Raw genomic sequence first — 12,950 nt, forward strand, 5'->3', positions numbered from 1 at the left:
ATATTGTAATTGGGCAAGGTACAGTATAACTCCGATCTGCAGAGTCTGTCATGCCGAACTTGTTTCGGCATCCCCATCAATACACAAGTTCCCTGTTGAAGGCAGTTCGGGATACCCCTTTTCTACACGGGTACTCTGATAAACGAAAGAGATCCCGGCCTGCGCCGGGATGACGGAACCCTTAGTCGCTGTCATGCCGAACTTGTTTCGGCATCCCCTTGTACTCCCAGGTGCTCCGATGAATGAAAGAGATGCTGCGACGTCAGCATGACAAAACCCCAGACCACAGTATGCAAAAAAACAGGTTAGAGCCTTTTTTGACTTTGAAGCGTCATTTATCCTTTGCCTTTTTAATCGATTCCGGGTTGATAAAGCTCGCCAGGCTGGAAGTTTTGCTCATCTCTAAACTAACGTGATCATCCTTTTCGATGCCTTTTTGTTCCAGGGCTTCGGTCAGTACCATGGCTTCGGTATGGTCGGCGGGGCAAAGGTCAAAGAAGTTGGCGAGGTCGGGCAGTTCCTCAATGCTGCTTACACGCAGTTTCAGCATGCTGTAACCTGCTTTGGTAGGGTGTGGGTGTATGTCCACCACCTTTCCCTTTACCTTGATGCCGTTGGGTGCGATACTTACCATGGTTACAAATTAAAAAATCCCGGTGGCATTAGCACCACCGGGATTTGTTTGTATCAACCTGCTTTTGCCGTTTTGCCGGCCTTGGCTGGTTTGGGCACCCTGACGGTTTTGCGCTGCCTGCCTTTTTTCACGTATAGATCGGCGGTAACTACCACGCCTGTTTGCTTGATATTGCGTACCTGCACATCAGTGGGCAGGTTGCCATAGCTGTTGGAGTTGGGTTTGCTACGCGCCGTGAACTGGGCTTTGCGAACGGTTCCCGGCCAGATGTCACCCGCATCTCCCCGGTTTACGCCCAGTTCCAGTTGCTTTTTACCATCGGCCTGCATCAACGCCACCTTGTAGTGAAACTCGTTGGTGTTGTCGGGCATGGCATTGTCCACATGCCAGATCAGCAACCCTTCGCCCGGCAGGAACTTGTCGAAGCGGGCACGTTGGCGGTTTTCCAGTAAAAAGTATTCGTTGCCCATACTGCCATCCTTCCACAGGCGGTACACCTGTTTGGATTTTTTTACATCCTCAATGGATACATTTAATTGGTTATTGGTTTGGCGGATCACTTTCACCCAGCCCTGCTGCTCCTTGCACCAGGCACAGGGATGTGCCGGCGTGCGGCCGCCATCGTTCCAACTGCCGCCACCCATCAGGCACCAGTTGCCCACGCCTTCGCCGGGTTCTTCGGTGTCGTAGAGGTCGGGGAATCCAAATAGCAGGTGTCCCAGCTCGTGGGCACATACACCCAGCTTGCAATCTTCAGGTATGGTGAGATAGCTGTAGATGGTTGTATCATCTGTGGCCATGGGCTGGGGCAGCAGCCATTTGTGCGACCAAATTTCATTGGGATTGGCGGTTTCCTCGGCGCCCCTGCCGGCATGTACCACCACAAAGGCATCTACATAGCCATCGCTGTCGTTGTCGTAGTTGGAAAAAATTACCGAGGGGTTGGCCAGTTTGGCGGCGTCCTGCGCCATGGTGCGGGCGTTAGGCTGGCTGTTGCCGGTGCCCGATTCGCCATGGGCATAGTAAGCCATTTTTTGCGGCAGCTTGAAAGGGCCTACTACCTCGCCGGTAATCTCCACCTGTCCGTCGCTTACCTCCAGGAAGTATTCTTTCACGCTGCCCGTAGGTATCTGCCCGGTAGAAAAGAAAAGGTCTTTATAATAGTTTTTAGGGGTGGTAAACTTCTTGTCAGCAAACTCCACCATTACCACTATCACCCGCACCTTGCCGCGCAATGGTGTGCGCTGCGATGATGCACTTCTAACCCGTTCAACCGATGAGCCCAGGGCAAACATGTTGCCTGGCAACAGGAGGCTGTCATTCAATCCCAGGCGTTTGTTCATGCGGGGCTGCAGCAGGAAACTCATGCTGGAATCGGCGGTGAGCTTCCTGAGTTGTTTGAGTTCTTTTTTCAGCTTTTCCCTGATTTCGGGGCTGGGTGCAATCATACAGCGGTGACCATCGTTGCTGGCCTCGGCTGCCTTGCAGATGTGGAGGTAATTGGTGAGCAGAGTCGAAGGACTTTCTTTTTTCATGTGGCAAGTTTTGGGTGAATAATGTATTTGAAAAATACAATATGAACTTGCCCTATGCAATGGGTGTAATCACTGCATTTTGCCTTTACAAGCCTGAGCTAAGGGCTTATGTAAATGCTTTTAACCCCAAACTCCAAACCCCAAACTCCTAACTCAGAATTGGATGCCGCTGGAATGGTTTGCTCTGGTCAAAGTTGTACCGGAAAGTAGCGAGTTTGCGGCTGATAAAAGTGTCGCCCAGGTTATGGGCTATGTTCAGCATCTTGGGGTTGAAATCGCCGATCCACTGCATCTCGTATTCGTCGTAGGGCATCTCGGGTAGTTGTACCACCTTGGCTGCTTCTACAATCATAAAGGCATCCACGCCCTTACCCTGGTACTCCGGAACCACGCCAAATACCAACCCGGTAAACTTCTTACAGCGCTTGGTTTTTTTTACCCACAGGAACTTGAGTTTGTGCCACAAGTCGAACTTGCCGTGCAGGTATTTGAACCACTGGTTCAGGTCGGGGAGGTTGATGAACATGGCCACGGGTTGCTCTTTGTGGTAAATAAACCAAAGCAGCCGTTCGTCCATCACGGGTTTCATGGTGCGGAACATTTGTACCACCTGTTCTTTCTTAATGGACTTGAGGCCCCCATGACCTGCCCAGGCAGCATTGTACACCGTTGCAAAATCGCCGGCATATTGCTCTATCTGGCTTTTATCGATGGTGCGTGCGGTGAAGGACGGGTCTTTGGCGAACTGGGCATGCCGCTCCCATAATTTGGGGTTAAGCGGTGCCTTTGGATTAATGCCAATACACAACTGGTAGAAGAAAACCTGGAAGCCATAATGTTCCAGCAACGCGCGGTAGTAGGGCGGGTTGTAGTTCATGTTGTACAGCGGCTCTTGGAAGCCTTCCACCACCAAACCCCAAAAGCGGTCGCGTTCCCCGAAATTGATGGGGCCATCCATAGCCACCATGTCGGGCTCCTGTTGTACCAGCCACTGTTTGGCCGTATCCAGCAGTAAGTTGGCAGCCTGCTGGTTGTTGATGCAGTCAAAAAAGCCCATGCCGCCAACAGGCCCATCATCGCCTTTGCTCTTGTATTTTTTACTGAAAAATGCTGCAATGCGGCCAATGAACTTTCCGGCACTATCGCGGAGGAGCCAGCGCTTTGCCGTTCCAAAGCGGAAGGCTTTGTTTTTGGCAGGATCAAAAATGGCACGAACATCCTTGTCCAGTGGTTGGATATAATTGGGGTTGCCGCTGTTGATATCCACATTTACCTGAAGAAAAGCCTGTTCTAGGGCCGGGCCGGAAACTTCCACCACTTGCATGTATGCCTGAGTTTAGGGAAACAAATATAGGGAGGGGTGAATAGTGATTGGTGATTAGGTATTGGGTATTAGGTATTGTGTTTTGACTACGGGAACGATTATCAGGGTAAGAGTAGTTTATAAAATTCAGTAGTGCTTCCTATTTTAAAAAAGGCAACGCATAAGCGCTGCCTCTCATTAACAAATCTATATTCCCAATACCCAATCACTATTCACCAATCACTAATTACCAATCACCTCTTCGCCACCGCTGCCGAATCTTTACCGGCTCCTTTGAACTGTGCAGGGCTGGAAAACATCTTGGCGGCAATGCGCCTATCATGGCCATAAATGTCTTCTGCGAAATGAAGGCGTCCACCATCATCTACCCATGCCGTGTAGTAAGTAATAACCACGGGTACGGGGTCTTTGAGCTTGACAAATTTTTCTTCGCCGTTGTTCATAGCCTCGTTGATGCGCTCAGGCGTCCATTCGGGTTGGTTGCGCAACAGGTAGTTGGCCATTTTTTCCGGCTCGGCCAGGCGGATACAGCCATGGCTGAAAGCGCGCTTGCTGCGTTCGAAGAGGCTTTTTGATGGCGTGTCGTGAAAGTAGATGTCAAAACTGTTTGGGAACAGGAACTTCACTTTACCCAAAGCATTCCCTTCACCTGGCTTCTGCCTGATGGTAGGCAGGTTGCCGTTTTGGTCTACGATCTCCATATTCTGGCTTTCGAGGTAACCGGGGTTGCTGGCCAGCTTGGGCATGATCTCGTTCTTTACAATCGATTCGGGCACATTCCAGTGCGGGCTGAATACCACCTGGTTGAGGTCGCCGGTAAAGGTGGTGGTATTATGTCCTTCCTTACCTACAACCACTACCATGTCAAAAGCCTTTTTGGCGCCTTCGTAGGCATGCAGCACAAACTCTGGGATGTTTACCAGGATCAGGTTGCCCGAAGGCTGCGGCGGCAGCCAGCGCATCCGGCCCATGTTGATCAGCAGTAGCTGGAGGCGGGCCTCTGCGGGTACATTCATTTCCTTGATCAGCGCGGCGCTTATCAGTCCGTCCTCTTTAAAGCCATGTCTTGCCTGGAAGTTGCGGATGCCCATGTTCAGGGTATCGGTAAATACAGCACTGGTATCACCTGCAGGCATATCGCCGCTAATCTGGAGGCGCTTTTTCAGGATGGCAATGGCAGGGGAGGACTGTCCCGGCTTGAGCTTTTTGTCGGTAGCGGGCACCATGGGCCAGCCGCCGCTTTTTACAATCTGGAGGTATTTGCCCAGTTGATCTTTCAGCAGGCCGTAGTTTTTGTGTACGTCTTCGAAGTACTTGCCGTCTTTATGCTTTTTGTTCAGCAGCGAGTCGGCCAGGTAAGCAGCGTCTTCTTTTTTACGGGGCACAAAACGCTCCATTTCCTTGCGCTTGATATAGCCATCCTCGTACTGGGTGCGCATATAATGGATAAAATGCTGGGTCAGCGTCAGTTCGGTGTTTACCATCTGCGCATCTTTTGCCGATACCGACAGGTCCTCGGCGGCTATCAGCCGGTTCATCCGTTTGGATAATTCCTTATCGTTCAAAATGGTATCGGCATCGGAGGCTTTGCGGTGGTAATCGTGCAGGTTCCAGAAGCCGCGGGCCTGCTCCGTCAGCCCGTCTGAACTGAACCAGGCAAACTGGTAGTTGCGGGCATTATAAAAACTCCGCATCCGCCGGGCAACAGAGTCCGACACCTGGCGGGTGGCAAGGTATTGTTCCAGCGCCATGCTGTCCACAAAGATGTCGGTGTAGGCGGTAGCCGGGGTTATACTGAGGTCGCGGGAACTGATATTTTTCTTGGCTTCTTCGCCCTGTTCCTGGTCATCGCTGCCGTTTTTGGATGCCTGTCCACAGGCGGTAAAAATGCCGGAGACCAGCATCAGGTATAAAAAAATGCGTTTCATGCTGGAAGCTGAACAAAAAAAATGCCCGGGAGTAAATTGCAGATCCCTCCTTTTGGATTTCGGCAGATACTTAACAATAAAGGCTTTATGCTAGGGGTTGTTTTTTGATGTGCAAGCCCGGCTTTTGGAAATGTAGCCGTTTTTCCCCCGCCACCCCAGTGCCGTTGCCGGGGCTATTGGAAAGCTATTTGCAGCTATGGCATTGATGAAAAGGCTCCCGTTCGACTATAACCTCGACTACCGCAACCTTGACCTGCGGGCCAATCCACACCTGTACCGGGTGGGCAGGGGCGAGCAGGGCGTGTTGCTGGTGGAGCCCTACAAAAGCGAGCTTTTGCCTTTGTGGCGGTTTAAAACACCCGGAATAGCAGGGCAGTCGGCTGAAGCGATCTGGCAGCTTTTCCAGCAATACAAGGCTGCCGGCGATTTTGTAGGCATGGATATGGCCCGCAAGTTTTTGCAGATGGGCTATACCCGCAGCAGGCGCTATGCCAACCACAAGAGCGGGAAAAAGTATGACGGGCCGGTGCCCGACAGCCAGAAAGGGCGAAGCGGTGCCCATGGCCGCGAGATATTGCCCCTGGTAGCCGACCCGGTAAAAGCCGCATCAGCCGAAATATTTTACCGCTACTGGCAATCGGCGCTCGCAGATACTGTTTACCAGCAGATGCAGCAGGCGCATATTGACCGCTACGAAACCTTACCCATTGGAAGTTTAAAGCCTAAACCCAGCAACCTATGATCAACTTGGGATATGCCTGTATCAACATTAACCTGAACGACCAGGGCGTCTCTTCCTCCAAAGGGATGATCCGGCGTACCTTTTTGGAAAAAGGAGTTCAGTATGCCTCGCAAATAGCATTGCAAAATGTGCAGGGGCTGTTGCAAATAGTGGAGTGGAACGTCCAACAGGGCATTAAGGTGTTCCGCGTTTCTTCCGACCTGATGCCCTGGGCTTCTGAGTACAATATTTCGGAGTTGCCCGATTTCCCGGAGATCCGCGCTACACTGGAAGCCGTAGGCCGGCACAATATCCGGCTAACGACGCACCCCGGGCCGTTCAACAAGATGGCGGGAAGCGGGGCTACTTTAAACAATACCATCCGCGACCTGGAAATACACTCCGAAGTGTTTGACCTGATGGGATTGCCCGCAACACCCATGCATAAGATCAATATTCATGTGGGAGGGGCTTATGGTGATAAAGACGAAACCATCCGCCGCTTTGCCCGGAACTTCAGCCTGCTGTCGCAAAACCTGCGCGGCCGCCTGTCGGTAGAAAATGACGATAAGGCAGGCCTGTACACTGTTGCCGACCTGGTGCCGCTGCATGAGATGATCGGGGTACCCATCGTTTTTGACTATTTCCACCACAAGCTCCACCCCGGCAACCTGAGCGAGGAAGAAGCATTTCATACCGCCTTTGCTACCTGGCGGGTAAAACCCATCTTTCACTTCTCTTCTTCCCGCCGCGACTGGGAGGAACCTACCGCCAAGCGGGAAGCCCACGCCGATTTTATTTACGAACCCATCAACACCTATGGCAAGGAGGTGGACATAGTGCTGGAAGCCAAGATGAAGGAGTTGGCAGTACAGCGATACATGGAGCAGTTTGGCAACCCTGGTGGTAATGTTGGGGCATAAAAAAGATGGAGCTTCGAAGCGCTCCATCTTTTTTGTTGGATCAATCAACCGGCTAGTTCCAGAACCAAGGCCTTTGTCTCATCCTGGCTTTCCTGGATCAGCGGTATTCTTTCATTTTCCGAAAACCATTTTTTGAAGAAGTTCCAGGCATTTTCCTGGAAAACACGTTGTACAATGATATCGGCATCGATCTTATTGAAACTGTTCTTCAGCCGGGAGCTGTGTTCTTTCATGTAAGTGAATGCATGCCGCTCCACGTAGCCTTTTAGATCGGTATATTCTTCAAAGGTCCAGAAGGTGTTTACAGGGTCTACAATACCATCATAATCGGAGCCCAGTGCAATGCAATCCCAGGCAAAAAGGTTATTGTCGTCCAGCAGTTCGGCGATGTACTGGATCTGGTTCCATACCAGCTGGCTGCGGTAGTGCATCTTCTTGCTCAGCACCAGCGAGCTTTTGGTTTGTTTTAGTCTTTCTTCCGAGGCGATGCGTCTTTCGTCCAGCTGCAGGCCCATGATGCCGCCGGAGCGGGCCATTTCCAATATTTCCTCGTCGTAAAAGTTGATGTCGCCGCGGCTCATGTCATTGCCCAGTTCGGGATACTTCGAAAAGCTGGTGCTGGGATTGGGCAGCCCGTTGCAGGCGCCGTGCGAAATGATCAGAGGGAGGTTCTTGTACTTCTTGCGACGCAGTTCCATCAGTTCGGCGCGGCCCTTTGCACTCAGGTGCTTTATGTCGATGAGGATGCGGTTGCCATCGGTATCGTCCAGCAAGATCTCCAGCACTTCTTTGCCCAGGTCGGTAAAGCCGGTGCCCATGCCATGCGACTGGTTGCAGCGCTTCGACATTTTGCCCCGCAGGCTTGGGGCGTGGCCGCACAATTCGTTGTAAAAATGGTGGGCAAAAGTTACAAACCAGGGCTTGTGCGGGTGCTTTTTGAGCATCCGGGCGTTGGCTTTTACCGTTTCAGCATCGCAGGCGCTGTCCAGCCCGCAGTTCAGCACATGCATGCCTTCAATGGAAGGAATCAGGGCCAGGGTTATGGGTTTGCCTTCCGTGGTTGATGTCAGCGCTTCCTGGTTTTGTTCCATCACGCCCGCCAGCTCTTCAAAGTTGCGCACCATGCGGTAGGTAAGCTTTTTACCATCAATGGTAACTACGCGGTCCTGCATCTGCTGGATAAACTTGTATTCCTGGTCCAGGTCGGCGAAATAATCTTTCATGCCCTGGATGGCGTTGATGCGCTTGGTGCCTACGCCCACGGCAAAATCGGCCATGATATCTTTAAATATACCATCTCCGCCACCCAGGTGGCAGAAAAACCATTTTTCTATAGCGCCCAGCGACACCACCATCACCCATACACCGCCGTACATGGATGCGGTAAGATTGGTTTGCGAAAACTTGGTGAGCCCCGTAAGCTGGTTCAGCAGTTTGTCTACATCCGTAGGCGGGTTGTAATGCCACATGCTGGCTTTTTCGTTGGGCTTTTCCGATTGCACGCCCTGAATGGCGCCGTACGATTTACCCATGGGTTTATACTGCGGGTGGCAATGCAGGTCGATGGAGAAGTCGAGGGAAGGCATATGATCAAGGTTTTGGTGACAAGCATTTGGGATGTCGGATGTCGGCAGTTCAAAACAGCAATAAAGGATTCATTGGTAGCGACTTCCGAAATCGCACATCGGGCATCTTTCTTTATTGCTGGTACGGAAAGAGCAGCGGAACGCTGCCTGCCTGCGGCTTTTCTTTCCTGGGTTCTTCGGCGGCAGGTAGGTCGTTGCGTACTACCATCGAAAGATTGATGGTGACATAACAGTTGGCAGCCATCTTTTCTGTTTTACCCAGCACGGTGCCACTGGCAGCCACACCGGTAAAGCTTTGATACCAGGTGAGCAGCGGCCGGTCGTCTACTTTTTCCAGGTATTTGCCGGCAATGCCTGCAATATTGAATAAGAGGTTGCTGATATCGGGAATAGGAGTGGCGCCCTTGATCAGTTTGTCGAGTGTAGCGGTGAGCAGTTTATAGCTGGCATCGCGGTACAGTTCCGACAATACTGCGGCCACATCGCGCAGCGGCTGCTTGCTTTTGATGAGCGATGTGAAAACGTGTATCTGTACAGGCGCCACTTCGGTGGGCTGATCTTTTTTCCAGTAGTAAATGGTTTTGTCCATGTTGAGGGCGTCGCCATCGGCCACCTGGTCAAAACTGCGGAGGTGCAGTTGGTAACCGCCGGCGGCAGCGCTGGTGGCTACAATGCACAGCAGGTACAACTTGGCATAACCCGGGTAGGGAAAAATGGCCGGTGTGTTGTTGTCTTGCACCACCACGCTGGAAAGCCGCAGTTCAACCGTGCCGATACCGGCGGCGGATGGCTCGCCATTATTGGCCGCAGCATTTTGCCCTTCGTGGGAGAAGTTGTGTTCTTCGGTGTACAGATTTTGTCTGAATTGCAACATGGTTTGCGGTTTGATGGGTTGGGGTAGGTAGGTATGCCCTATAAATTTTCAGCAAAAAATCTGTTTGTGCAAGTGCAGCTGCGGGTGTGATGCCATGCGGTACAGGCATGCTGTTCAGGTAGCCAGCATACTGTCTTTTGCCGAAAAGTATTTTTTCAGGTTTTCGGGTCGGTAGCGGCCGTCTTTGCGGCAGCGCTCCCACACCGATTCATCGATGGTTTGGCGGGTCAGCGGGTCTTCCAGGTTTATTTCGCGCAGTTGTGGCGGGTAGGCGGGCGCCAGCAGCCAGTAGCCAGCGGTAAACGAATTGTACCCCAGCCCCGTACAGTCGCCTTTGATGGCTTCATACCGCTCCTTGTGGTAGCAAAGACCGGTGCCCTTGGCTTTGTTCATCAGCCAGGAAAGGGCGAGGTCGCTGAGGCTGCTGTCTTCATAGCCGCCGCCAATATTGGAGTGCACACCGGCAAACCACCTTTGCTCCATCGATGCTGCGCGGTTGTTTTGGGCTACATCTTTTTCGTTCAACTGCCAAAGGGTGGGTTTGAACAGGGGCCTTTTTTCATCAATGGCCAGCGCGTGGAAGGCATAATCAATGGAGCTGCTCAGCTTGGTGTCGTGAAACTGGTATCTTTTGCCAAACATGGGATGTGGAATGCCCAGGGCGCCCACCGTATCCCAAACGCCTACAAAATGGACGTTGGTGTCGGGGTGGCAGTAGTTGCTCCTGAAGCTGACCATCATATCGGAATCGGGCGCCGTGTATTTGTTGCGGTTGCGGTATAGCTCGTAGGTTGTATCCAGCAGCGACAGGTGTGCAGGCTTCAGGATGCCGCAGTTGCGGATCAGGCCCGAAAGGCTGCGCGCGGTATAGGCGCCGCGGCTGAAGCCAAAAAGGTAGATCTTGTCGCCGGGTTCATAGTTCAATACGATAAAGGTGTACATGTCCTTGATGTTCTGGTCGATGCCTGCACCGGTAAGGCCGCCGTAAAAGCGGTCTTTCAGGGTGTAGCCCGTGCCCACGCCTGCATCGTATGCCTTTACCTGCGGGTGCCCCTCGTCGTCTTGTTCGCAGATGCAATTGAAGATGAGTTCCACATTGGTGCAAGGACCCTTGGGCCGTTGGTAGGTCTGGCTTTTTTCGGATGTAGCCTGGCTGCGGGGTTCCCCAACGGGTTTGTTCCAGGTGCCGTCGCTGTAGGTAATGATGCGTTTGAAGTTGTACTCCTTGTTCATATCAAAAAGTTTTGGCGCTGGCTATCGGAAAAGGGAAACTGCTTCATCGAAGCAGAAAGCAGTCACTTAAATATTATGCTTTTATTTAAGCAATGCAAGCAATTGGACGCCGGTAGCCATAGAAGAATGATCTGCTTAAACAGGGGAGCGGTACTTGTTTGCCGGCAGGGCAATACAGGATGGTTGGGGAAAGTATATTATTGGCTGTTTACCCCCATCCCCTTACCTTTGCAGCCTGAAACTGAAAACCGGACCTGAGGGGCCGGTTCTTAAATAGATAAATCCCCTTTACAAACGCTATTTATGGCTAAAGTTGGTAAGGTTAAACAAATCATCGGCGCGGTGGTGGACGTTCAGTTCGAAGGCCAGCTGCCCGAAATCTTCAACGCGTTGGAAGTAAAACGCGAAAGCGGTGAAACACTGGTACTTGAGGTGCAGCAGCACCTGGGTGAAGACAGTGTACGCACCATCGCAATGGATGGTACCGAGGGTCTGACCCGCGGATTGGCTGCCGTGGACACCGGCTTGCCCATCACCATGCCTGCCAGCGAAGCCGTTAAAGGCCGCCTGTTCAACGTAACCGGTGACGCTATCGACGGTCTGCCCCAGGTTTCTAAAGTAAACGGCCGCGCTATCCATGCCAAGCCGCCCTTGTTTGAAAACCTGTCTACTGCATCGGAAATCCTGTTTACCGGTATCAAGGTAATTGACCTGATCGAGCCCTATGCAAAGGGTGGTAAAATCGGTCTGTTTGGTGGTGCGGGTGTAGGTAAAACCGTACTGATCCAGGAACTGATCAACAACATCGCGAAAGCTTACTCCGGTCTGTCTGTATTTGCCGGTGTGGGTGAGCGTACCCGTGAGGGTAATGACCTGATGCGTGAAATGATCGAAGCCGGTATCATGAAGTACGGCGACGCATTCAAGCACAGCATGGAAGAAGGTGGCTGGGACCTGAGCAAGGTGAGCCTCGACGAGCTGGCCGATTCCAAAGCAACCTTCGTGTTTGGCCAGATGAACGAGCCTCCCGGAGCCCGTGCCCGTGTAGCCCTTTCTGGTCTCACAATCGCAGAATACTTCCGCGATGGAGATGGTACCGGCCGTGGCCGCGATATCCTCTTCTTCGTAGACAATATCTTCCGTTTCACCCAGGCAGGTTCTGAGGTGTCGGCCCTGCTGGGTCGTATGCCTTCGGCGGTAGGTTACCAGCCCACGCTGGCTACCGAGATGGGTCTGATGCAGGAGCGTATCACTTCTACCAAAAACGGTTCGATTACCTCCGTACAGGCGGTATACGTACCTGCGGATGACTTGACCGACCCCGCTCCGGCAACCACCTTTGCCCACCTGGATGCTACTACCGTATTGAGCCGTAAGATCGCCGACCTGGGTATCTACCCTGCGGTGGATCCCCTCGACTCTACTTCGCGTATCCTGTCGCCTTCTATTGTTGGTGATGCCCACTACAACTGCGCCAACCGCGTGAAGCTGATCCTCCAGCGTTACAAGGAACTGCAGGACATCATCGCCATCCTGGGTATGGACGAACTGAGCGACGAAGATAAACTGACTGTAAGCCGTGCACGCCGGGTGCAGCGCTTCCTGTCGCAGCCCTTCCACGTAGCCGAGGCCTTCACCGGTCTGAAAGGCGTACTGGTACCCATCGAAGAAACCATCCGTGGCTTCAACATGATCATGGACGGCGAAGTGGATGAGTACCCTGAAGCAGCCTTCAACCTGGTAGGTTCTATCGACGACGCCATCGAAAAAGGTAAGAAACTGCTGGCGCAGGCGCAGGGATAAGGTAATTAGCTAATTAGCTAATGTGCTAATGTGCTAATGAGGCAAGCTCCGAACAGGATAAGCTTCATTGGCACATTGGCTGATTAGCACATTATCACATTGTCACTATGACTTTAGAAATATTAACTCCGGAACGCAAACTCTTCAGCGGTGAAGTATACGGTGTGCAAATGCCGGGTATTTCGGGTTCTTTTGAAGTGCTGGACAAGCACGCACCCCTGGTGAGTGCGTTGAAAGCCGGCCGTGTAAAAGTGCTCCGCGACCGCCAGAACCACGCTGCGTTTTACGACATCCAGGGTGGCTTTGTAGAAGTGCTGAACAACAAGGTTTCCATCCTTGTAGAAGGCGCTACCGCAGTAGAGTAGTTGTTCTCCAAAAAATTGAAAAAC

General features: G+C 52.2%; 11 protein-coding genes. 4 read left to right on the forward strand and 7 right to left on the reverse strand.

Annotated elements, in window-relative coordinates; all coding sequences use genetic code 11:
* Positions 1-331: 331 nt before the first annotated feature.
* From BUE76_RS07140 to BUE76_RS07155, 4 genes are all read right to left on the reverse strand, one after another.
* Positions 332-634 (reverse strand): hypothetical protein, encoded by a 303-nt coding sequence (locus BUE76_RS07140; RefSeq protein WP_073040457.1) that lies wholly within the window; start codon positions 632-634, stop codon positions 332-334.
* A gap of 53 nt (positions 635-687) precedes the next feature.
* Positions 688-2,169, reverse strand: coding sequence for a M6 family metalloprotease domain-containing protein (locus BUE76_RS07145; RefSeq protein WP_073040454.1), 1,482 nt, complete (start codon positions 2,167-2,169; stop codon positions 688-690).
* 148 nt (positions 2,170-2,317) lie between these two features.
* A complete protein-coding gene (locus BUE76_RS07150; protein WP_073040452.1) occupies positions 2,318-3,493 on the reverse strand; it encodes a hypothetical protein in 1,176 nt (391 codons plus the stop codon).
* A 233-nt stretch (positions 3,494-3,726) separates the two neighbouring features.
* Complete coding sequence (locus tag BUE76_RS07155) at positions 3,727-5,421, reverse strand: L,D-transpeptidase family protein (RefSeq protein ID WP_073040450.1); 1,695 nt, start codon at positions 5,419-5,421, stop codon at positions 3,727-3,729.
* Positions 5,422-5,626: 205 nt separating this feature from the next.
* On the opposite strand from BUE76_RS07155, the gene BUE76_RS07160 reads away from it, so the two are divergent.
* A complete protein-coding gene (locus BUE76_RS07160) occupies positions 5,627-6,163 on the forward strand; it encodes a DUF4385 domain-containing protein (protein WP_143157212.1) in 537 nt (178 codons plus the stop codon).
* The gene (uvsE, locus tag BUE76_RS07165; RefSeq protein WP_073040446.1) at positions 6,160-7,065 is read left to right on the forward strand and encodes a UV DNA damage repair endonuclease UvsE; all 906 of its coding nucleotides are present in this window, start codon (positions 6,160-6,162) and stop codon (positions 7,063-7,065) included. Before BUE76_RS07160 ends, uvsE begins: the two co-directional genes overlap by 4 nt.
* Positions 7,066-7,109: 44 nt before the next feature.
* Here uvsE and BUE76_RS07170 read toward each other — a convergent pair whose 3' ends face one another.
* The 3 genes from BUE76_RS07170 to BUE76_RS07180 form a co-directional block, all read right to left on the reverse strand.
* Positions 7,110-8,651, reverse strand: a complete 1,542-nt coding sequence (locus BUE76_RS07170; protein ID WP_073040444.1) for a membrane dipeptidase — start codon at positions 8,649-8,651, stop codon at positions 7,110-7,112.
* A 112-nt stretch (positions 8,652-8,763) separates the two neighbouring features.
* The gene (locus BUE76_RS07175; protein ID WP_073040442.1) at positions 8,764-9,525 is read right to left on the reverse strand and encodes a hypothetical protein; all 762 of its coding nucleotides are present in this window, start codon (positions 9,523-9,525) and stop codon (positions 8,764-8,766) included.
* 114 nt (positions 9,526-9,639) lie between these two features.
* Complete coding sequence (locus BUE76_RS07180) at positions 9,640-10,758, reverse strand: DUF2235 domain-containing protein (protein ID WP_073040440.1); 1,119 nt, start codon at positions 10,756-10,758, stop codon at positions 9,640-9,642.
* A 303-nt stretch (positions 10,759-11,061) separates the two neighbouring features.
* Here BUE76_RS07180 and atpD point away from each other — a divergent pair, with 303 nt between their 5' ends.
* Together atpD and atpC are read left to right on the forward strand one after the other, a co-directional pair.
* Positions 11,062-12,561 carry a F0F1 ATP synthase subunit beta gene (gene atpD, locus BUE76_RS07185; protein WP_073040438.1) on the forward strand — a complete coding sequence of 500 codons (1,500 nt, stop codon included), beginning with the start codon at positions 11,062-11,064 and terminating at the stop codon, positions 12,559-12,561.
* Positions 12,562-12,668: 107 nt separating this feature from the next.
* Positions 12,669-12,926 (forward strand): ATP synthase F1 subunit epsilon, encoded by a 258-nt coding sequence (gene atpC, locus BUE76_RS07190; RefSeq protein WP_073040436.1) that lies wholly within the window; start codon positions 12,669-12,671, stop codon positions 12,924-12,926.
* Positions 12,927-12,950 lie beyond the last annotated feature (24 nt).

This window comes from Cnuella takakiae, from assembly GCF_001953305.1.
Taxonomy (GTDB): domain Bacteria; phylum Bacteroidota; class Bacteroidia; order Chitinophagales; family Chitinophagaceae; genus Flavisolibacter; species Flavisolibacter takakiae.